The 19,561-nt window shown below is 61.1% G+C and carries 21 protein-coding genes and 1 tRNA gene; 7 read left to right on the plus strand and 15 right to left on the minus strand.

The genetic code is table 11. The annotated features are described in order from the left end of the window. Positions 1-26: 26 nt before the first annotated feature. The gene (locus HNQ36_RS07985; protein ID WP_184084129.1) at positions 27-1,778 is read left to right on the plus strand and encodes an adenylate/guanylate cyclase domain-containing protein; all 1,752 of its coding nucleotides are present in this window, start codon (positions 27-29) and stop codon (positions 1,776-1,778) included. A gap of 6 nt (positions 1,779-1,784) precedes the next feature. Here the strand turns inward: HNQ36_RS07985 and HNQ36_RS07990 are convergent, their stop codons facing one another. Further along, positions 1,785-2,159, minus strand: coding sequence for a hypothetical protein (locus HNQ36_RS07990; RefSeq protein ID WP_184083676.1), 375 nt, complete (start codon positions 2,157-2,159; stop codon positions 1,785-1,787). 287 nt (positions 2,160-2,446) lie between these two features. Between HNQ36_RS07990 and HNQ36_RS07995 the strand changes: the two genes are divergently transcribed. The 3 genes from HNQ36_RS07995 (at position 2,447) to HNQ36_RS08005 (ending at position 4,792) form a co-directional block, all read left to right on the plus strand. Next, a complete protein-coding gene (locus tag HNQ36_RS07995) occupies positions 2,447-2,869 on the plus strand; it encodes a hypothetical protein (RefSeq protein ID WP_184083678.1) in 423 nt (140 codons plus the stop codon). 89 nt (positions 2,870-2,958) lie between these two features. Continuing rightward, positions 2,959-4,236, plus strand: a complete 1,278-nt coding sequence (locus tag HNQ36_RS08000) for a PQQ-dependent sugar dehydrogenase (RefSeq protein WP_184083680.1) — start codon at positions 2,959-2,961, stop codon at positions 4,234-4,236. 241 nt (positions 4,237-4,477) lie between these two features. Continuing rightward, the gene (locus HNQ36_RS08005) at positions 4,478-4,792 is read left to right on the plus strand and encodes a c-type cytochrome (RefSeq protein ID WP_184083682.1); all 315 of its coding nucleotides are present in this window, start codon (positions 4,478-4,480) and stop codon (positions 4,790-4,792) included. A 31-nt stretch (positions 4,793-4,823) separates the two neighbouring features. Here HNQ36_RS08005 and HNQ36_RS08010 read toward each other — a convergent pair. The 12 genes from HNQ36_RS08010 to HNQ36_RS08065 form a co-directional block, all read right to left on the minus strand. Continuing rightward, positions 4,824-4,900: transfer RNA gene (locus tag HNQ36_RS08010), tRNA-Arg, on the minus strand. Between the two features lie 66 nt (positions 4,901-4,966). Next, positions 4,967-5,872, minus strand: coding sequence for a LysR substrate-binding domain-containing protein (locus tag HNQ36_RS08015; protein ID WP_184083684.1), 906 nt, complete (start codon positions 5,870-5,872; stop codon positions 4,967-4,969). Between the two features lie 107 nt (positions 5,873-5,979). Continuing rightward, positions 5,980-6,762: a cobalamin-binding protein gene (locus HNQ36_RS08020; RefSeq protein WP_184083686.1), complete on the minus strand. Its 783-nt coding sequence runs from the start codon at positions 6,760-6,762 to the stop codon at positions 5,980-5,982. A 44-nt stretch (positions 6,763-6,806) separates the two neighbouring features. Then, positions 6,807-7,547 (minus strand): DUF3750 domain-containing protein, encoded by a 741-nt coding sequence (locus tag HNQ36_RS08025; RefSeq protein WP_184083688.1) that lies wholly within the window; start codon positions 7,545-7,547, stop codon positions 6,807-6,809. Between the two features lie 97 nt (positions 7,548-7,644). Beyond that, complete coding sequence (locus HNQ36_RS08030) at positions 7,645-8,460, minus strand: NUDIX hydrolase (protein ID WP_184083690.1); 816 nt, start codon at positions 8,458-8,460, stop codon at positions 7,645-7,647. Next, the gene (locus HNQ36_RS08035; protein WP_184083692.1) at positions 8,457-9,389 is read right to left on the minus strand and encodes a dihydrodipicolinate synthase family protein; all 933 of its coding nucleotides are present in this window, start codon (positions 9,387-9,389) and stop codon (positions 8,457-8,459) included. The genes HNQ36_RS08030 and HNQ36_RS08035 overlap by 4 nt, the downstream gene beginning before the upstream one ends. A 19-nt stretch (positions 9,390-9,408) precedes the next feature. Continuing rightward, entirely contained in the window at positions 9,409-10,281 is an 873-nt protein-coding gene (locus tag HNQ36_RS08040; protein ID WP_184083694.1) for an SDR family oxidoreductase, read from the minus strand. Positions 10,282-10,304: 23 nt separating this feature from the next. Continuing rightward, complete coding sequence (locus tag HNQ36_RS08045; RefSeq protein ID WP_184083696.1) at positions 10,305-11,165, minus strand: MaoC family dehydratase; 861 nt, start codon at positions 11,163-11,165, stop codon at positions 10,305-10,307. A gap of 21 nt (positions 11,166-11,186) precedes the next feature. Continuing rightward, a complete protein-coding gene (locus tag HNQ36_RS08050; protein ID WP_184083698.1) occupies positions 11,187-11,579 on the minus strand; it encodes a Zn-ribbon domain-containing OB-fold protein in 393 nt (130 codons plus the stop codon). Further along, a complete protein-coding gene (locus HNQ36_RS08055) occupies positions 11,579-12,727 on the minus strand; it encodes a thiolase domain-containing protein (RefSeq protein WP_046826789.1) in 1,149 nt (382 codons plus the stop codon). Before HNQ36_RS08055 ends, HNQ36_RS08050 begins: the two co-directional genes overlap by 1 nt. A 105-nt stretch (positions 12,728-12,832) precedes the next feature. Next, positions 12,833-16,324: an indolepyruvate ferredoxin oxidoreductase family protein gene (locus HNQ36_RS08060; RefSeq protein WP_184083700.1), complete on the minus strand. Its 3,492-nt coding sequence runs from the start codon at positions 16,322-16,324 to the stop codon at positions 12,833-12,835. A gap of 50 nt (positions 16,325-16,374) precedes the next feature. Continuing rightward, entirely contained in the window at positions 16,375-16,701 is a 327-nt protein-coding gene (locus HNQ36_RS08065) for a hypothetical protein (RefSeq protein ID WP_184083702.1), read from the minus strand. On the opposite strand from HNQ36_RS08065, the gene HNQ36_RS08070 reads away from it, so the two are divergent. Then, positions 16,700-16,939 carry a hypothetical protein gene (locus tag HNQ36_RS08070; protein WP_184083704.1) on the plus strand — a complete coding sequence of 80 codons (240 nt, stop codon included), beginning with the start codon at positions 16,700-16,702 and terminating at the stop codon, positions 16,937-16,939. The genes HNQ36_RS08065 and HNQ36_RS08070 overlap by 2 nt on opposite strands. Positions 16,940-17,050: 111 nt before the next feature. Next, a complete protein-coding gene (locus HNQ36_RS08075; protein ID WP_184083706.1) occupies positions 17,051-17,464 on the plus strand; it encodes a hypothetical protein in 414 nt (137 codons plus the stop codon). A gap of 72 nt (positions 17,465-17,536) precedes the next feature. Here HNQ36_RS08075 and HNQ36_RS08080 read toward each other — a convergent pair whose 3' ends face one another. Together HNQ36_RS08080 and HNQ36_RS08085 are read right to left on the minus strand one after the other, a co-directional pair. Beyond that, positions 17,537-18,373 (minus strand): isocitrate lyase/PEP mutase family protein, encoded by an 837-nt coding sequence (locus HNQ36_RS08080; RefSeq protein WP_046826794.1) that lies wholly within the window; start codon positions 18,371-18,373, stop codon positions 17,537-17,539. A 95-nt stretch (positions 18,374-18,468) separates the two neighbouring features. Beyond that, positions 18,469-18,777, minus strand: coding sequence for an NIPSNAP family protein (locus HNQ36_RS08085; protein ID WP_184083708.1), 309 nt, complete (start codon positions 18,775-18,777; stop codon positions 18,469-18,471). 69 nt (positions 18,778-18,846) lie between these two features. Here HNQ36_RS08085 and HNQ36_RS08090 point away from each other — a divergent pair, with 69 nt between their 5' ends. Continuing rightward, positions 18,847-19,536 (plus strand): ArsR/SmtB family transcription factor, encoded by a 690-nt coding sequence (locus tag HNQ36_RS08090; RefSeq protein ID WP_184083710.1) that lies wholly within the window; start codon positions 18,847-18,849, stop codon positions 19,534-19,536. Positions 19,537-19,561 lie beyond the last annotated feature (25 nt).

The raw sequence follows: 19,561 nt of genomic DNA on the forward strand, positions 1-19,561 counted from the left end.
GGCCGGACATCGCACTGGCGAACACGATGTCCAATCCGCTCGTTGTCCCACGCACGTCACTGTTCAAGAAATACTTCCGCGCACTTTTTGCGGCGGCCATCGTGCCGCTTCTGATCGCAGGTGGAAGCGAAGCATGGTTCGGTTATCACGACCAGCGCGCGAGACTGAACGACCTTCTGAACGCGGAAGCCCGATATGCAGCCGTCAATATCCAGGATTTCATCGAAGGAATCCGGGATCAGCTTGGGTGGACTGTGCAACTGCCATGGTCGGAGGACACCGGCGACAGGCGCAGGCTCGACGCCTTGCGCCTGCTGCGTCAGGTCCCGGCGGTGGAGAACCTCACTCTGGTCGATGCGACCGGAAAGGAACGCCTCTTCGTGTCACGCATTGGCCTGAACAGGATCGAAGGCGGTGAGGACCTTTCCACTAAACCCGCTGTAACGGGAGCCCGTTCAAATCGAATCTGGTTCGGGCCGGTGACGTTTCATGGCGGCTCCGAGCCCTTCATGACCATCGCGATCGCAGGCAACCGTAAAGCGGATGGGATAGCCATCGCCGAGGTCAACCTCAAGTTCATTTGGGAGGTTGTCTCGGGGATAAAGGTCGGACTGACCGGCGACGCGTTCGTGCTTGACCGTCCGGGACGCCTCGTCGCTCACCCGGACATCAGCCTTGTGCTGCGGGCCGATGAAACTGCGCAGCGACCGCTCCAAGCCTTGCGCGCAGCCATCCTCGCCCGACCCGGCCAGGCAGCCGCCGGCCAGGATGTTATGGGAAGGTCAGTGTTGGGGGCGATGGTGCAGATCCCTGGCGTCGACTGGAGCGTCATCGTCAAGCAGCCGCTCGCCGAGGCATTCGCGCCGATCTACGCAGCGCTGTGGCGCACGGCGGCACTGCTCGTTGCCGGTGCGGCTCTCGCAGCCGTGCTCGCCTACTGGCTGACCCAGCGCATGATTGGACCGATACGCCTGTTGGAGGACGGCGTCGCCCGAATTGGCGCAGGACAATTCGACCACCGCATCAGCCTGACAACACGTGACGAATTCGAGCGGCTTGCGACCCGATTCAACGAGATGGCAGCTGAGTTGGCGGTGTCGCAGGAGCGCTCCGAACGCATAAATCGGCTCAAGCGTTTCCTCGCGCCGCAAGTCGCCGAACTGGTTGACCGGACTGGTGACGATCGCGTTCTCGATGGACGGCGCGTCGAAGTGGTCGTGATATTCTGCGATATGCGGGGCTTCACCGCCTTCTCCGCACGCGCGGAGCCTGAAACCGTCATGGGTGTGCTGCGCGAATACTACGACGTTCTCGAAAAGGTCGTGGGCGCCCATGAGGCAACGCTGATCAACTTTTCCGGCGATGGAGCGATGGTGCTGGTCAATGCGCCGGTCGCCTGTTCGGATCCCGCACTGCAAGCCGTCACCATGGCGATCGATATGCAAATCAGCGTGCAGAAACTTCTGGCCGGCTGGCGCGCACCAGATCACCAACTTGGCTTCGGCGTCGGACTCGCGATGGGACCAGCTACAGTTGGCCAGATCGGCTCCGAGGGCCGCCTGCACTACAGCGCAATCGGCAACGTCGTGAACCTTGCATCGCGCCTGTGTTCGAGCGCGCAGGATTCCGAAATCCTGATCGACCGCGTCGCAGCTCATGCGGTCGGATCGCGCGTGCCTCTCGCTGAGTTGGATGCGCGAACACTGAAAGGTTTCGATCAGCCCGTTCCTGTATTTTCCGCTGTCATTGAGAAGGCTGTTACGGACAGCACCGCTTAGGACGAACTAGATTCCGCTGCCTGCGGTGAAGCAGAAGATGTCCGCGCTATACGCACGCTCAGGTCTGGGCGCGCAGAGATGGCTGCGCCCGTCGGGATTGTCTCGGTTCTTTTCAACTTTCTCAGGCGGGACACGAAGCCACTTCCCGTCTTCACGGCGTTTGGCAAACCAGACGCCACCTTCGTTGCGGGCTTCGGTCGGATAGCAGTCGTGTTGACTGCAGCACGATAGATTGGGGTTATCCGGCCTCATCCAAGTCGAATAAAACTTCTCGTGGATCGGCTCGTCCTGCGGCGGGTGCCGATGTTGCGCGGATGCGCGGACGGCTCCGAACAAAAGTTCGGCGGACATCAAGACAACGATGCTGCGCCAAATGATCACAGGCGCCACTCCGGCCACGTTCCGGGCACGACCCGGGATGAAAGCCCCTACGCTAGTCTAACACCGTAACGGCTGGAGAAAAGTGATTGGAAATTTATCGCCCGTACATTTCGGTAAGGGCATAGAGCACAAGCACTGTTGCCGGGAGCACTATGATCCCCGTCATAAGGCGTTGCCTATAATACGCTTTGGTCTGCTCATCCTTGGGAGCCCTCTCCCATAACAGGTGCTCCCAAAGGCTAATTTTTTTCGCCGGCTTAATGTTTCGCATCCAAAGAGAGACTTGCGTGATCACCACAGCGATCAACACAGAAAGCACCATAAACCAAGGGCCCCGCGTCATTTTGCAATCCCTCTTTCAAGCAGGCCGCCGAATTTCACTATCGCCCCGCGAAGCGCCGCCCCATATTATGGGCGCTGCAACGATAGCTACTCTTCATAGCAATGCGGAATTCCCCGCTGATATCAAGGCTGCGCGCAAAGAGGTGAAAGCCGCGAAAGCAAAGGGTATCTCGGCATGCTTTTTGGATGCGCTCTCGGACAACGACATCTCGCGCTGCAACCGGTTGCCTACCCTCTTGCCAAGCCTTCTCGTCATCGCCAATATTGACCCGATCACCGTTGACCCAGAGGCGCAGGCCTCTTGTTCACGCAATTGGCGCCTGCCATTCGGTGGGAAGCGATGTTGCCCAAGCTTGGGCGTCGCATAACAATCGATCCGCCGAACAATGCTTTCAGCTCATGTCCGGCGGACCCGCCTTTTCAGGGAGTGAAACTTACCAAATCGGAGGAGACATCGATGACTCGACGTATCTGCTTCGTATTGCCCTGTGCGTTACTGTCCTCATTCGTCCTGTCCGGCTCGGCGGCGGCCCAAAGCCCAAGCGGAACTCCCGGACTCACCAGCACCGCCGTGATGTCCGGACGTGACCTGACATGGGACATGGCCTTCCTGCCCGACGGCACGATGTTCTTCACCGAGAAGTGCAGTGGACTCTCGGTCCGGCTACCGTCCGGCAAGATCAACGCCCTGCTCGGCATCAAGGATTCCAAGAACTACCCTGACACCGCATCCGACCTCTTCTGTGGCGGTCAGGCCGGCATGTACGGTGTGGCAATCGATCCCGACTTCGCCACCAACCGCTTCATCTACGTGTCCTCGGCGTCGAGCATGACCGCGCCAGGAACCAATCGGGTACTGCGGCTGACGGTCAGTCCCGATCTGACCAAGGTCTCGAACCGGCAGGATATCGTCACCGACATCGCCTACAAGCCGGCGGCCAGCAACCATCCTTTCGGCGATCCCGGCGCGCATAACGGCGGACGCCTCCGCTTCGGTCCCGCGGACGGCTTCCTGTACGTGACAACGGGTGACACCCATAACGGCGAGGTGCCGCAAAGCCCGACCCGCATCGGCGGAAAAGTGCTCCGCATCGATCGGGACGGCAAGGCCGCACCCGGCAACAACCCGCCACAGGGCTTCGATGCGCGCGTCTTCACCTACGGACATCGCAACCCGCAAGGCATCTGCTTCCGCCCCGGCACCAACCAGCCCTACACGGCGGAGAACGGCCCCTGGCATAGCGACGAGGTGACGGCGCTCACGGCCGGCGGCAACGCCGGATGGGATCCCCGCCCGAATATCGGCGGGCGCGGCGACTGCCCCGACAACTATTGCGGATACTCGCCGAACCAGATGGGCGCGATGGAGCCGAAGGAGCGGTCGGCGTTCATGCCGATGACCGACACCAAGACCTACCCCAACGCCATGAAGCCGGCCTGGAACAACGACATGCTTTCGCAGGGCATGTCGTCATGCGTGTTCCTGAACGGCCCGCAGTGGAAGGAGTGGAACGGCCGGATGGTCGTGACCTTTATGGGTATCGGCATCCACGGAACGCCGGTCGGCAACCGCCTCGACGTGCTCGACATCAAGCCCGACGGCTCGTCCGCCACGCGCACGACGGTGTCGCTGCCGATGCCGGCCGGACGCTTCCGCTCCGTCGTGCAGGCCCCGGACGGCAGCATGTATGTGGCCACCGACCAGGGCGACGTCTACCAGCTCAAGCCCATTTGAGCTCGATCAGCGCCCCGCCTGCCGCTGCGGCGATGCGGCTGACCTTTCGTCTGCGGACGCGGCCTGACCGCGTCCGTCGACATTGCGCGATCAGTATTCGCAGCTGCCCCGCAGATCATCGCGTGCTTGGCCATTTAACCGGAGAGCCGATGATGATCGTGCGTGTTGCTGTTCGCTTTGTTTCGACCACTGTTCTGCGATACCGTCCGACGCGGATCGCGCATGATGGGAATCCCGCTCCATGGTTGATCTTCGCCAACTCGCTGCAGCCTCTTTCGCCTCGCTTCTGACATCGTCGGCTGCTTTCGCAAGCGCCGAATTGGCCAAGAGCAAGAACTGCGTAGCCTGCCATTCTGTCGAACGGAAGATGATCGGTCCGCCCTACAAGGCCATGGCCGAGCGCTATGGCAAGGATGAATCCGCGATCAAGGTCTTGAGCGAGAAGATCGTGAAGGGCGGCGGCGGCAGTTGGGGTCAGCTACCGATGCCTCCTCAACCGAGCGTTTCGCCGGAGGAGGCCGAAGCTCTGGTGAAGTGGATTCTGTCCCAGCAATAAGGGAGCCCGGCGGCGCACGCGCCAAGTGTAATGGCGCGCTCGGAGAGATTCGAACTCCCGACCCTCGGAATCGAAATCCGATGCTCTATCCAGCTGAGCTACGAGCGCTGAGGCGCGCACCATAGCCAAGCAGGACGTGAAAGCTACCCCCGAAGACCGCCAGTCGTCACTTTTTCAGGTCTTTGGATGTGACCGGGCCGTTGCAGCCGTAATCATCTGGCCCAGTTCGATGAAATGGCTTTTCCGCGGCGAACTCCTGCGCCAGGCAAGGCCGATCACGCGCTGCGGCTCCGGATCGGCGAATCGCATCAGGTGGATATCGCCCCGCCGGATTTCGAGCGGCACGGCCAGCTCAGGCAGCAGCGTCATGCCGAGACCGTTCGCCACCATCTGCACCAATGTCGACAGGCTCGATGCACCGAAGGTGTTGATGTTCTCGATCCGCCGCAGGCTGCAGAAAGCCAGAGCCTGATCGCGCATGCAGTGCCCCTCTTCCAGAAGAAGCAGCCTGTCCTCCTCCAGCAGATCGGGCGTCGCCTTGACGCGATCCGACATGCGATGCGAGGCCGCCATCGCCAGCAGGAAACGGTCGTCGAACAGCCGGATCGTCTCGATGTCAGGATGCTCGACCGGCAGCGCCAGCAGCAACACATCGAGCTGACCGTCGACAAGCTCGCTGACAAGCGACTGGGTCTGGCTCTCGCGGATATGCAGATCGAGGTCCGGAAACGAGTCGCGAAACATCGGCAGCAACTGCGGGAGGATGTACGGCGCCACCGAGGGAATGACGCCGAAACCAAGTGGCCCGGACAGGACGTTGCCCTGCCGCCGCGCGAAATCAACGATGTCACGCACGTCGGCAAGAACCCGCGCGGCCCGCTGCGCGATTTCCTTGCCGCCCTCGGTCAGCATCACGCCATTACGGCTGCGCTCCAGAAGCTGGACGCCGAGCGACTTCTCCAGCTCCTGAACCTGCATCGACAGCGCAGGCTGGGTCACGGCGCAGTGTTCCGCAGCCTTGCCGAAATGGCGAGACCGGGCGACGGCGTCGAAATACTTGAGCTGCTTGAGCGATACCATATCGATCAGATTTTCTTATATAAATCCATTTTTATTACGATTTGGCCTGATTGAAAAGGTTCTTTAGCGCTTGGCAAAAGAGGCAGCTGGCACTCGCAGCCTAAGCGTCAAGGCGTTTGCAGCGCCGCCATGATCGCATCGAGACCGTCGGTCAGGGCCGCTGGTCCCGGCTGCAAGATCAGCGGCGATTTGATTTCGACGATGCGATTATCACGCACGGCGGCGATTGCGTTCCAGCCTGCCCGCTTGCGGATTTTATCCGGAACGACTTTCTTGCCGCACCACGAGGCGAGGATCACGTCGGGGTTAGCTGCGACCACCGCCTCGGGCGCAACGATGCGGTCCTTTGCAGCCTTTGCCTTTGCGAGCTGCGGAAATACATCGTCACCGCCTGCAACTGCAATCAGTTCCGAGACCCAGCCGATGCCGCTGATCAACGGGTCGTCCCATTCCTCGAAATAGACCTTGGGACGCATCGGTCTGGCGCGTCCAATCGCAGCAACATCAGCAAGCCGCTGCTCGAACTGCAATGCGAGCGCATCCGCTTTAGCCGCCTCACCGATCAATCCGCCGAGCGTGCGGATCATCGCCAGAATGCCGGAGATGTCGCGCTGATTGAAGACGTGAACCGCCACCCCTGCCCGCACCAGATCGGCGACGATATCGGCCTGCAAATCCGAGAACGCCAGAACCAGATCGGGATCGAGCGCGAGAATCTTCGGAACGTCGGCCGATATGAACGCCGAGACGCGCGGCTTCTCACGCCGCACCTGCGGCGGCCGCACCGCGTATCCCGACACGCCGACGATGCGGTCTTGCTCGCCAAGCAGATACAGTGTCTCCACCGTCTCTTCGGTGAGACACACAATCCGTTGTGGAGGGAAAGTCATCAGCGAATCTCAAGCCAGTCAGTGCGCAGCTACACTCTGACTGACTACGCCGGCATCGCGCTCATGCCAATGCGCCCAATGCCTGGAATCTTGATTGCGGGACGGCGGATGTCGACGCCGAGAACCGCACCCAGCACGTTCAGCTCGACGCCTTCGAGCCACCCGACCGTAACACCGAAATAGCCGCCCAGCGTAGCGCGCAGACCGGTGCCCGAAGGCGTCCAGCCGAACCATTCCCCGTCATAGGGAAAGTCCTTGCCGATCGCAGTCGGCGGCAGCACGGCTTGCATTTCGGGAACGGCATCAATGATTGCTGCAACGAATGTATTCGAGTTCGGACCGGGCCACGCGCGGTAGTCGCCAAGGTTGCGATACTTGTAGCTTTCGATAGCTGCCCGGATTTTCGGAATGAGTTGCGCTGCCTGTTCGCCGTCGGCGCGGAAGACTTCATCAGGAACCTGTCCAAACCAGCGCCCGTCAGCGATGAAGCCGTTGACACGGATCGGCTCACCCCACGCCGTGTAGTCGTAACGGCTATAACGCGACGCGCCTTTGTCCTTGAACACGATCCAGGAATGCACGGCAACAATGCCGCGCCAGCGCACCGTGCGTGCCGCATAAATGCGAACCAGCGCGTCAGCATGGCCCGAGGCTTGCGGCAGAACGCCCGCACTGGAGCGGTCGGCGGCGTACCAGTTCGCCGATGCCCGGTCGCTCAGAAAATAGGATGCCGCGGAGACGCCGATGGGGGCGAATATAAGCACCAGAAAAGCCGTCAGAATCATCTTCCAAAATCTCATCGGACCCCGTCACGGACGCGCTTCGCGTTCCATGAGAATGGTGACGGTCGCCGATGGATTCAATGGTGAGTATCTAACCCGGTCATGGACGGGCGACGTCGAACACATCCCCATCGTAACCCGCCTCCATGGGAATGCGCAGGCGCGTGGTTCCATTCTCGTTCCTGCTCATCTCGGGTACCACCGTGACTACCGGTGTCGCGCGCGCGAAATCCATCGCGGCCTGCGCAGTTCCAAGCGTGTCGAGCTTGATCAGGTTACGAATAGTCGGGAACGGAAGATTGTAGCGTCCCGAAGCCGCGGCATCGAGCGCCGCCTTTGGCGACAGCCAGATGGAGTCCACGGATTCCCTGCCGTCGTGCTTGCCGATCTGGTCAGGTGGCGCCAAAGCCAGCAGGAAATGCGTATCGAAGCGCTTCGGCAAATTCACCGGCGTGATCCAGTGCGCAAAAAGCGCGAGCAGATCGATCGCAGGCGTCAAATCGTTCTGGCGCAGAATGTCCGCAAAGCTGACCTTGCCTTCATCGAGTGCTTCACGTTGCGAACCCAGCGCGGCGGCCTTTTCCGCAGAAGCCAACGAGGACGATCCTCGTGGACGCGCCAGCAGGATTCCGCTTTCTTCGAATGTCTCACGAATGCCGCCAATGCGGATGGCTGCTGTCTCGACATCGAGGCCGCCGCGATCGGCAACGAGCGCCGGATCGGCTGCGATCTGATAATCGTTTGGGTCCATGCTGCCACCCGGAAACACCAGTGCGCCGGAACTGAATTCGATCTGGCGATTACGCTGCACCATGAAGATTTCCATGCCGCCGGCGGCTTCACGCAGCAACAATACCGTCGAAGCTATCCGCAAGGCCTTCGACTTGTCCGGCACGCCTTTGTTGTCGCTGCTCATGCAATATTTGCCCGTTTATCGACGCGCCCGACGCGCGACAGCAGATAGTCGACTTCGCTGCGCGCCAGTGCACTCATGCTCGATCCTGGCTTACGCTGCGCGTCCGACGCGATCTTGCCGCGCTTCTTCAGGACATACTTGCGCACAGCGAGGCCAACACCCGGCTGTTGCTCGTAACGGATCAGCGGCAGGTGCGCGTCGAACAGATCGTGTGCGGCATCACGCTTGCCTGCCTTCGAGAGATTGACGACATCCACCAGCAGGTCCGGAAACGCGTAGCCGGTCATTGCGCCATCGACGCCCCGCTCCATCTCAAAATCGAGGAACAGTCCGCCGTTGCCCACCAGAATCGACAGTGGCCGCAACGAGCCATCCTTCTGGAAACCGCGCAGCGTCGAAATCTTCTCCAGCCCTGGCCAATCCTCGTGCTTGAGCATCACGCACGATGGGCTGTCCATCACGATCTTCCGGATCACCGACGGCGTCATGACGACGGTCAGAGTCAACGGATAGTCCTGCAGCACCCACGGCACATCGCTGCCGACCGCCTCGGACGCCTGCCGGAAATATCCAAGAATCTGCTCGTCGGTCCGCAGATGCGGCGGCGGCGCGATCATCACGGCGGCGGCGCCGACATCCATCGATGCCTGTGCCAGCGTACGCATCTGGGCGAAGCCCGGCGCAGACACGCCAACGATGATCTGCTTGTCCTTTGCGCGCTTGATGAAACGGGTCGCAACCTGAAGCGATTCATCGGCTTCCATCTTGGGCGCTTCGCCGAGAATGCCCAGCACCGTTACGCCGTTGCAGCCGACCTCGGCATAGAAATCTGTCAGCCGGTCGATCGAGTCATAGTCGATACGGCCGTCATCAAAGAACGGGGTCGGTGCAATCGCGAACGTCCCGCTCGCCTCATGGGTCAGCTTCATATGCCGTTACTTTCTGGGATTAGAATCTGCGAGCCGCCAGTCTATCCTGCTCGTCGAAGAAAATCTCCTTGGCATGGCTCACGATATCTTGCGCCTTCCAGGGACCGCCGGGCTTCCAGCCCTCCATTTCCAGCATTTTCATCTCGCGCACACCGCGCGGCCCGGAAACGCCGAGCACCTTGCCGGTCTGCTCGCCGGACAGCGAACTGACCATATAGAGAACAGCCGGCGCGATCTCGTCTGGCCCCATCGCCGCCTTGGGATTCTCGATATAGCGCGGCAGGTCCGCGGTCATGCGGGTCAGTGCGCCCGGCGACAGCGTCCACACACGAATGCCGTGCTTGCGGCCCTCGATGGTCAGCACGTTGCTCAGACCCCAGATGCCGCCCTTGGCCGCACCGTAGTTGCTCTGGCCGAAATTCCCGAGCAGGCCCGAGGTGGAGGACGTGTTGACGATGACGCCGCCGCCATTGTCCTTCATCCATTTGAAGGTTGGCAGAGTGACACAGAAGGTGCCCTTCAGGTGCACCTTCATGACCCTGTCCCAATTCTCCTCGCTCATTTTCGCGAAGGTGCCGTCGAGCAGGATGCCAGCGTTGTTCACCAGAATGTCGACGCGGCCGAAATTCTTGATCGCATCGTCGAACACCGACTGGCCGCCAGCCATGGTCGAGATGTCCGATCCATTGGCGACGGCCTTCCCGCCCTCCGCCTTGATGGCATCGACCACCTTTTGGGCCATCGACTTGTCGGCGCCGGTGCCGTCGCGCGGCCCACCGAGGTCGTTGACGATGACCGCCGCTCCCTCGCGGGCGAACAGCTTGGCGTAGGCCTCGCCGAGGCCACCACCCGCTCCGGTGATGATCGCAACCTTGCCGTCGAGCAAACCCATCGAGTCCTCCCGTTTCTTCTTGTTTAGGCGAGAACGGTCTTGCCGTTCTTGATGACGGTGACGCCGCGGCTCTTCACGCGCCCCTCGAATGAAATGACGTTGCCGTCTTTCCACATGTCGAAGCTGACGGTTTCTCCCGGAAACACCGGCGAGGAAAAGCGGACGACGTGCTGCTTGAACGCCAGCGGATCATAATCCGCATAGGTTTGCAGCACCGCTCGGCAGCTCAGGCCGTAGGTGCACATGCCGTGCAGGATCGGACGGTCGAAGCCCGCGCGCTTGGCGAATTCCGGATCGCTGTGCAGCGGGTTGCGGTCGCCGCAAAGCCGGTAGATCAGCGCCTGATCCGGCCGCGTCGAAATATCGACCGTCATGTCCGCGGCGCGCTTCGGGATCGCATGCGGCTCGGGCTGACCGTCGGACGGACCGCCAAAACCGCCGTCCCCGCGCGCGAACTGCGACGCGATCAGCGTCGCAAGATCCTCGCCCTTCTCATTTTTGAGCACGGTCTTGCGCAGGATCACCGCGCCTTTGTCCTTGCCCTTGTCGAACACGCCGAGGATGCTGGAGTCCGCCGTAATGTTCGCCGTGACAGGCAATGGCTTGTGGAAAGTAATGTCACGCTCACCGTCCACCACCATGACGCGGTTGACGTCGATGGGACCTGCGCTCGCGCCCCAGGCCGCCACCGACGCGTAGGTCGGTACGACCTTGAGGTCACGTGGCGTGAAGTATCCCTCGTTGACGAAGGACAATTCCTTCTCGTCCATCGGATCGGCACCCATGCCGATGCCATAGGCGTAAAGCATCACTTCGCGGTCGGTCCATGAATACTTCTGGCCGACATTCTTGAGCGCCATCACCTCATCGTACTTGATCGGCATATTTCCTCGCTGTTGTTATTGTTATCCGACGGGGGTGAAGAACGGCAGCGGCGCGCCGTCCGTCGGCTTGAACACGACCTTCACGCGCTGACCGATTTTCAGCGCTGTCAGATCGCAGTCCACGAAATTGGTCAGCAGCGACGGACCTTCATCCAGCGTCACATAGCCGATGGCGTAGGGCCCGGTCGGCGACTTTCGCATCAGGCTGTAGCTGTAGATGACGCCCTCGCCCTTGCTTTCTTCCCACACGGTCTGATCCGAGAAGCACACCGGGCAGATCGAGCGTGGAAAATAATGCGGCTCGCGGCACGCGGTGCAACGCTTGATCAGGAACTTGCCCTGCTTGGCTGCGTCCCAGAACTGCACTGTCTCGGGGTTGCCGACAGGCGCGGGATACTTCGGTTTGTCGCTCATCACACGCGCTCCAGAATAGCGGTCGAAGCCGCATGCCGCACACCGAGCAATCCGCCGGTGCCATGCACCAGCGCGAGATCGCAATTCGGAACCTGAACCTTCGGATGCGCTTCACCGCGCAACTGCCGCACCGCCTCGATGATCTTGGTGATGCCGCCCCGGTTGATCGGGTGGTTGTTGCACAGCCCGCCGCCGTCGGTATTCCACGGCAACTTGCCGACGCCCGAAATCAGGTTGCCATCGGCGACGAACTTTCCGCCGTCGCCCTTCGCGCAGAAACCAAGATCCTCGAGCTGAACCACCACGGTGATGGTGAAGCTGTCGTAGATCGACGCGTACTTGATGTCCTTCGGCGTGACGCCTGCTTCTGCAAACGCCGGAGGACCGCTCCACACTCCCGCCGAATAGGTCAGGTCGAGCTTGCGGCCGCCGTTCGGACCTTTCAGCGATTCACCGTGACCGGTCATCCGCACCAGCGGTCGCTTCAGCGACTTCGCGATCTCCGGCGTGGTCACGACCAGCGCGCCGCCGCCGTCCGAGACGACACAGCAATCAAGGCGATGCAGCGGATCGGAAATCATCGGCGAGTTGATGACGTCCTCGACGGTGACAACATCACGCAGCATCGCATGCGGATTGTACTGCGCGTGATGCGAGGCGGCGACCTTGACCCAGGCGAGCTGTTCGCTGGTGGTGCCGAACTCATGCATATGGCGCATGGCGCACATGCCATATGCGTTGTGGGTGGTTGCACCATACGCAGCTTCGAAGTCGACCTCGGGGCCAAACGCGCGCGGCGGCATCGGACCGGTGCGCGGTTTCCCCGCCAGCGTGATCAGCGCCACGGAACATTTTCCGGCGGCAATCGCCTCGGCGGCGTGCCCGAGGGCGATGATGTAGGAACATCCGCCGGTCTCGGTCGAATCCAGATGTCGCAGCTTGAGGCCGAGATAATCGGCCATCGGCATGACGCCGCCCGGCGCATCTCCTGCGCAGAAATAGCCGTCCACGTCTGCCTTGGTCAGGCCTGCATCTTCCAGCGCCCCCTTGGCGCATTCAGCGTGCAATTGCGCGGTCGACTTGTCCGGCGCGTGCCGGGTGGGATGTTCATAGATCCCCGCGATGTAGGCTTTGTTCTTGATGGTCAAAAGATGTCTCCGCTGGCGTCTCTTCCAGCGGATTATCTCGCCCGCTTATGCAGGCTTGGCAAGCATCTTGAATTCCGCAGGGCGAACAATCGCGTTTGCCGCGTTCTATTCCGCAGCGATCTGCGGCACGATCAAAGGCGGCGGATTGACAAGGTCCTTGGCAAGCTGCTCGTATCGCGCCTTCGCTTTTGCGACCGAGGCTTCCTTCACAGGGCCGTAACCGCGAATCTGGTCGGGAAGCGATAGCAACTCGACCGCGATGTCGTGGGTCTTTGGCGAAAGCAGCTTCACCGCCGTCACCACGTCCTGCTCGTAACCGTTGATCAGATTACGCTCGAGCTTGCGGTCCTCGCTGTAGCCGAACGGATCGAACGCTGTGCCGCGCAGGAAGCGGAATTTCGCCATCGTCCGGAATACCGGCAACATCCATGCGCCGAATTCGCGCTTGCGCGGACGGCCCAGTGCATCGACGCCACTGTGCAGGATCGGCGGCGCGAGGTTGAAGCTGATCTTGAAGTTACCCTCGAACTGCTTGCCGAGATTTTCCGCGAACTTTCCATCGGTATAAAGGCGTGCAACCTCATACTCATCCTTGTAGGCCAGCAGCTTGGCGTAGTTGATTGCGACAGCGCGAGGCAATGCCTCGTCGTACCCGCCATCGAATGCAACCTTCCGGACCTGGTCGACAAGGCTGCGATACCGCGCCGCATAGGCTGCGTTCTGATAGTCGGTCAGCAGTTGCGTGCGGTGCGCGATGACCTCGTCGAGCGACATCTGATCGAGCGTCTTCGGCGCCTCGGGTTCGTCACCCTTCATCATTGCAGCAAGCCGTACGGGGTCGTGCGCCGCGAGGCGGCCAAGACGGAACGCCTGCGTGTTCATCTTGATCGAAACGGCATTGAGTTCGATCGCCTGTTCGATGGCTTCTGCGCCGACCGGCAACAGACCCTTCTGATAGGCATAACCCATCATCATCATGTTGGTCGCGATCGAGTCGCCAAGCAGCGCTTCGGCCGGCTTGGTGAAATCGAGGAACGCGGAGTCCTTGCGGAGCGCATTTTCCAGCACCCGGTTGACCTTGCCGCGCTGGAAATCAAAATCGCGATTCTGGATGAAATCCGCAATCGGAATGAGATGGGTGTTGATGACGCCGTAGGTGCGCGACGATTCGGCCAGCGTAATCGTCTCCTTGGCGACGGCGACCACTTCATCGGCCGCGATCAGCAAGTCGGCAGTGCCGGTGACGATGCGCGAGCAAGTGACATCCGCAGTGTTCTTCGACAACCGCACATGGCTCAGCACGGCGCCGCCCTTTTGCGCAAGCCCCGACATGTCGAGGATCATGCTCGCCTTGCCTTCGATATGCGCGGCCATGCCGAGCAACGCGCCGATGGTCAGCACGCCGGTGCCGCCCACGCCGCCAACGGCAATGTTGTACGGCCTGTCGAGCGACGGAACGCTGGATGGCGCAGGCAGTTCGCCGAAATCATCAAGGGCGACCGGCGCACGCTTACGCAACGTGGCGCCCTCAACAGTGACAAAGGACGGACAGAAGCCCTTTACACAGGAATAATCCTTGTTGCAGCTCGACTGGTTGATGGTGCGCTTGCGCCCCAGCTCAGTCTCCAGGGGTTCGACCGAGATACAGTTCGACTGCACCGAGCAATCGCCGCAGCCTTCGCAAACCGACGAATTAATGAAAATGCGCTTTGACGGATCTTCCATCAGCCCACGCTTGCGGCGGCGGCGTTTCTCGGCGGCGCAGGTCTGTACGAAGACGATGGCCGAGCAGCCCGGCACTTCGCGCAGCGTGCGCTGGACTTCATCGAGTTGATCGCGGTGCGCAACCTTGGTGCCCGGCGCAATGTCGGATGCCGGATAGGCTTCAGGATTCTCCGACACGAGATAAATGTCGCGGATGCCCTCGCTGTGAAGCTGGAAAGTCACCTGCTGCGGCGAGAGTTCGCCGTCGACATGCTGACCGCCGGTCATCGCCGTCGCGTCGTTGTAGAGAATTTTGTAGGTGATGTTCGCCTTGGACGCGACCGCCTGCCGGATCGCGAGGCTGCCCGAGTGGAAGTACGTGCCGTCGCCAAGATTGACGAAGACGTGCTTCTCGTTGGTGAATGGCGCGATACCGACCCACGGCACGCCCTCACCGCCCATATGCGTGAATGTCTCGGTGTTGCGGTCCATCCACAGCGCCATGAAGTGACAGCCGATGCCGGCCATCGCACGGCTGCCTTCCGGAACCTTGGTCGATGAATTGTGCGGACAGCCGGAGCAGAAATACGGCGTACGCGTCACGGGCGCGATGGCCTGCACCTGTGTCGCCTGACGGCCGTTGAACCAATCGGCCTTGGCACGCAGCATCGCCACGATTTCAGGATTGAGGTCGAGCTGCAGCAACCGCTCGGTCAGCGAACTTGCCAGCGACGCGACGCTGAGTTCTTCGGCGAACGGCAGGAAGCGCTTGTCGTGATGGTCCATCTTGCCGATGATGCGCGGACGCACATCGTCGCGCCAATTGAACAGCTCCTGCTTGACCTGGTTCTCGACAATTTCGCGGCGTTCTTCGACGATGAGAATTTCCTCGAGGCCGACGGCGAATGACCGCACGCCTTCGGGCTCCAGCGGCCACGGCATCCCGATCTTGTAAAGACGCAGGCCGATCTTGGCGGCGACCTCCGGCGTGATGCCGAGTTCGCGTAGCGCCTGCCGGATGTCTTCGTAGCTCTTTCCGGACGCCATGATGCCGAACCGCGCGTTCGGCGAATCCATCGTGACGCGATTAATCTTGTTGGCACGCGCAAAGGCGACGGCAGCGAAGCCTTTATAATCCTGCAGGCGCTTATCCTGCGCGTAGCGGTCGTCCGGCCAGCGGAGATTGAGACCGCCCGGCGGCATCTCGAAGTCGGTCGGAATGATGAAAGGGGTCATCTCGTCGGTGAGATCGATCTCCGCAGTGGTCTCCACCGTCTCGGTGATGACCTTCATGCCGACCCAGCAGCCGGAATAGCGAGACATCGCGATGCCGAGCAGGCCCATCTCGATCATCTCATGGATGCTCGACGGGTAGAGATACGGCATCAACGCAGAGATGAAGGCGTGGTCCGACTGATGCGGCACAGTCGAGGACTTGGCGCCGTGGTCGTCCCCTGCCAGACAGAGTACGCCGCCATTCTTGGCCGAACCTGCCGCGTTGCCGTGGCGGAACACGTCGCCGCAGCGATCGACGCCGGGGCCCTTGCCGTACCAGATGCCGGTAATGCCATCGAATTTCGCGCCCGGCGACAGATTGAGCTGCTGCGAACCCCAGATCGCGGTGGCCGCGAGGTCCTCGTTGACGCCCGGCTGAAATTTCACGTCGTACTGGGCGAGATGTTTGCGCGCTGCGTGAAGTTGCTGGTCGTAGCCGCCGAGCGGTGACCCGCGATAGCCGGTGACGAACCCCGCGGTGTTCAGCCCTGCCGCCCGATCGCGCCTGACCTGCGCCATCGGCAGCCTGACCAAAGCCTGAATGCCGGTCAGAAAAACGTGCCCCGATGCCTGCGTATACTTCTGATCGAGACTGATCGGCCCTTGATTGATTCCCATAATTCGACTGCCTCTTTGCCGGGCTCTTGTTTGCAACGTCACGAGTCTACTTAGAACCAGTCTATGTCGCTTTTTGTTTCCAGCACATCATAAATCGCAATCATCAGACCTTTGTTTCCAAACGCAATTTTCGGTTCGCTTTTCAGCCCAACCCGACCTGTTGTGTCGCTTTTATGCCTGAGGTCGAAAGGAGATTGCGGGCCGTTTGCCGCTTCCTTAGACAAGGCCGTTCGCTGCAGTGCGATTACCTGTCGCAACGCTGCCCCGCCCCCGATGCAAGGCTCCGCCGGAACGGTCCCGGCGGGTGAGCCGTTGACCTCTGCCAACGCAAACCCGGTCTCAACGGGTTGCGTACACAAGCGGAGGATCTGAATCATGGCCCTGATGTCAGGAAACGATTGGTCGTCGGACGGTAAAAAAGGCGGCTACGACGAACAGGTCCAGACAAGCGAAGAATTCGAGTATCAGCAGGGCAAACCCATCAAGGCCCTTATCGGCATCGTACTGCTTGTGGTTCTCGCACTTGTCCTCTCGCGCATGAATCCAGCCCCGCATGAGACATCCAGCACCCCTGCGATCACGACGGGGCAGACGACGGGTTCGGCTAACCGGTGAGGCGTGACCTGAAAAGTTCCCAAAATCCGCAACGAATGACCGCCGGAGGTACGGAACGTCTCCGGCATCCGGCAATTGTCTCTGAAGATGCAACGACTGGAGGACTGATTCATGACAATCGAGCGCAACCCTAACGATCCATACAGCGCAGCTCCGACCAACGATGAATTGCTTCGCCGACGGGCGGAACAATTCGATAACGAACTTCAGGCGGACCCAGAGCTGGCTGAAGGTCCCGCCAGCGGAGGACGTATCGCGGTGTTCGCGATCGCGCTTGTGGCAATTCTCGGCGTGGTGTTCTACGGGCTGAACACGTCCAGCACGTCGCCCGATGCAACGCCGACCGCGCAAACAACACCGGCTTCGCCGTCGACAAGCGGCACAGCACAGGCGCCTCGCGCTCCGGCTGGCCAGACCACCGGCTCGGCAATGCGCCCTGCACAGCCGACCTCTCCGCCAGCGGCTAACCCCGCTCCGGCAGCTCCGCAGAACAACAGCGCTCCGGCGGATTCGTCGAATAGATAACGGCAACGAACCAGAACATCAGAGCGGGCATCCAACGGGTGCCCGCTCTTTATTAAGGTCATTGACCGTCTGCTATTTCCGCTCCTTGGCGGCTTTCGCAAAGAAGCCATTGATCTCCCCGTGCGGCACAGCCTGCGCCATTCCGGCGAACGATCCACTTTCGGCAATTTCACGCGCAGCCTTCAGGAATGCGCCCCACGCCGTGCGTGCGAGAGCGCCACCAACACTGATGCGTCTCACCCCGAGATCGGCGAGTTCTGCCTGCGTCATGCCGGGGCCACCCCACAAGACGTTGATCGGTTTCGGCGCCAGTTCTTTCACAACCGCCGCGATCTGCTCCTTGGTCCTGATGCCCGGCGCGTACAGGCAATCCGCGCCGGCCTCGGCGTAGGCGATTAGCCGTGCGATGGTCGCCTTGAGATCGGGTTGACCGATGAGAAAACTCTCACACCGCCCCACCAGCACGACATCGCCGCCCGCCGCATCGATCGCGGAACGGGCCGCGCGCATGCGCTCCACCGCAAGCGTCATCTCATAGAGTGGAGCCGACGCATCGCCGGTCGAGTCCTCGATCGACAGTCCGGCCACGCCGGTCGCGACGCCACGCGCGACGTTGGCCGCAACACCTGCCGGATCGTGCGCAAAACCCGCCTCGAAATCGGCGTTCACTGGCAGATCGGTAGCATCGTTCAGCGTTTTCAGATGCGCCAGGACGTCGTCGCACGTCACCTTGTTGTCGGGATGCCCAATCGACCAGGCAAAACCCGAGCTCGTCGAAGCGAGCGCCTTGAATCCCATTCCCTGCAAGAGTTGGGCGCTGCCCACGTCCCATGGGTTGGGCAGCACGAAGCATCCGCTCTCGTGTAGTTTTCTGAAATCCGCGCGCTTTTGGGCTATTGAGACCGGCATTCCTTGTCCTCCCGGCGATATTGTTTCGATGTCTTTGGCGCCGCGGCCGACGATGCCGCTGATGCCATGTGGAATCAATTAGCATGACGTGAGTGTCAGCCCTGCACCTGCCGCAGAAAGGTTCGCTCCTCCGAGAGGATAAACCGGTGCTCCTGCGCGAAATTGAAGTTTGAAACACCTTCCCCATCGGCCTTCAGCCGCGCACGGTAGGATTCATACTCCGCCAGACTCGGAAACGAGATCAGCCCGAACGCGATGTTGTCGGTGCCTTCGTGCGGCATCCAGTAGCCGAGCAGGTCGCCTCCGCATTTCGGAATGATGGTGAGCCACCGCTGCGCATAGGCTTCAAACATATGCCGCTTGAACGGATCGAGCTGGTAGCGAATGAAAACGGTAACGGTCATGGCGCACTCCTTGTCCCGGAAAGAACCTAGACCGTTGCCTGACGTAAATGCTTCGATTATGATCGAAGTATGAAAGCCGGACCGGACATGGCCATGATCGCCTCGCTTGTCGGCGATCCCGCGCGCTCCAACATGCTGACCGCGCTGATGAGCGGTCGCGCGCTCACCGCGACCGAACTCGCGCAGGAAGCCGGCATCACCCCGCAAACCGCGAGTTCGCATCTTGCCAAACTCGAAGCGGGGCATCTCGTCGTCCTCGAGAAACAGGGCCGACACCGCTATTTCCGGCTCTCCGGCCCCGACGTTGCCACGGTGCTCGAGGGCTTGATGGGGCTCGCCGCTCGCGCCGGTCACCTACGTGTCCGGACCGGACCGGCCGATCCCGGGCTGCGGCGCGCCCGCGTCTGCTACGATCATCTTGCGGGCGATCTGGGCGTCCGGATGCTCGATTCCATGACGGAGAAGAAGCTCCTGCGCGCACAGAAGGGCAACGTCGCGCTCACGCCCCAGGGTGAGCGGTTCGTCGCCGATTTCGGCATCGACCTGCCGGCCCTCGGCGGATCGCGTCGTCCGCTGTGCAAGACCTGTCTCGACTGGAGCGTGCGGCGCAGCCATCTCGCCGGATCGCTCGGCGCGGCGATCCTGTCCCGATTCTACGAATTGAACTGGGCCAAGCGCGAAAAAGGCAACCGCGTCGTGACGTTTTCGCCGAAAGGTACCGCGCGCTTTAACGCATTGTTCGGCGCGCCGGGCGATTAATGCAACAATCCGCAGTTGACAGCGC

This window comes from Afipia massiliensis, assembly GCF_014203115.1.
Lineage (GTDB): Bacteria > Pseudomonadota > Alphaproteobacteria > Rhizobiales > Xanthobacteraceae > Afipia > Afipia massiliensis.

What these genes read in the sequence shown, in the direction of transcription:
- HNQ36_RS08045 (WP_184083696.1), bottom strand. Translation starts at nt 11,165, where the DNA reads ATGCCGATCAAGTACGATGAGGTGATGGCGCTCAAGAATGTCGGCCAG.
- HNQ36_RS08075 (WP_184083706.1), top strand. Translation starts at nt 17,051, where the DNA reads ATGACAATCGAGCGCAACCCTAACGATCCATACAGCGCAGCTCCGACC.
- HNQ36_RS08080 (WP_046826794.1), bottom strand. Translation starts at nt 18,373, where the DNA reads ATGCCGGTCTCAATAGCCCAAAAGCGCGCGGATTTCAGAAAACTACAC.
- HNQ36_RS08030 (WP_184083690.1), bottom strand. Translation starts at nt 8,460, where the DNA reads ATGAGCAGCGACAACAAAGGCGTGCCGGACAAGTCGAAGGCCTTGCGG.
- HNQ36_RS07985 (WP_184084129.1), top strand. Translation starts at nt 27, where the DNA reads ATGTCCAATCCGCTCGTTGTCCCACGCACGTCACTGTTCAAGAAATAC.
- HNQ36_RS08005 (WP_184083682.1), top strand. Translation starts at nt 4,478, where the DNA reads ATGGTTGATCTTCGCCAACTCGCTGCAGCCTCTTTCGCCTCGCTTCTG.
- HNQ36_RS08015 (WP_184083684.1), bottom strand. Translation starts at nt 5,872, where the DNA reads ATGGTATCGCTCAAGCAGCTCAAGTATTTCGACGCCGTCGCCCGGTCT.
- HNQ36_RS08050 (WP_184083698.1), bottom strand. Translation starts at nt 11,579, where the DNA reads ATGAGCGACAAACCGAAGTATCCCGCGCCTGTCGGCAACCCCGAGACA.
- HNQ36_RS08020 (WP_184083686.1), bottom strand. Translation starts at nt 6,762, where the DNA reads ATGACTTTCCCTCCACAACGGATTGTGTGTCTCACCGAAGAGACGGTG.
- HNQ36_RS08085 (WP_184083708.1), bottom strand. Translation starts at nt 18,777, where the DNA reads ATGACCGTTACCGTTTTCATTCGCTACCAGCTCGATCCGTTCAAGCGG.
- HNQ36_RS08035 (WP_184083692.1), bottom strand. Translation starts at nt 9,389, where the DNA reads ATGAAGCTGACCCATGAGGCGAGCGGGACGTTCGCGATTGCACCGACC.
- HNQ36_RS08000 (WP_184083680.1), top strand. Translation starts at nt 2,959, where the DNA reads ATGACTCGACGTATCTGCTTCGTATTGCCCTGTGCGTTACTGTCCTCA.
- HNQ36_RS08040 (WP_184083694.1), bottom strand. Translation starts at nt 10,281, where the DNA reads ATGGGTTTGCTCGACGGCAAGGTTGCGATCATCACCGGAGCGGGTGGT.
- HNQ36_RS08070 (WP_184083704.1), top strand. Translation starts at nt 16,700, where the DNA reads ATGGCCCTGATGTCAGGAAACGATTGGTCGTCGGACGGTAAAAAAGGC.
- HNQ36_RS08065 (WP_184083702.1), bottom strand. Translation starts at nt 16,701, where the DNA reads ATGATTCAGATCCTCCGCTTGTGTACGCAACCCGTTGAGACCGGGTTT.
- HNQ36_RS08025 (WP_184083688.1), bottom strand. Translation starts at nt 7,547, where the DNA reads ATGATTCTGACGGCTTTTCTGGTGCTTATATTCGCCCCCATCGGCGTC.
- HNQ36_RS08060 (WP_184083700.1), bottom strand. Translation starts at nt 16,324, where the DNA reads ATGGGAATCAATCAAGGGCCGATCAGTCTCGATCAGAAGTATACGCAG.
- HNQ36_RS08090 (WP_184083710.1), top strand. Translation starts at nt 18,847, where the DNA reads ATGAAAGCCGGACCGGACATGGCCATGATCGCCTCGCTTGTCGGCGAT.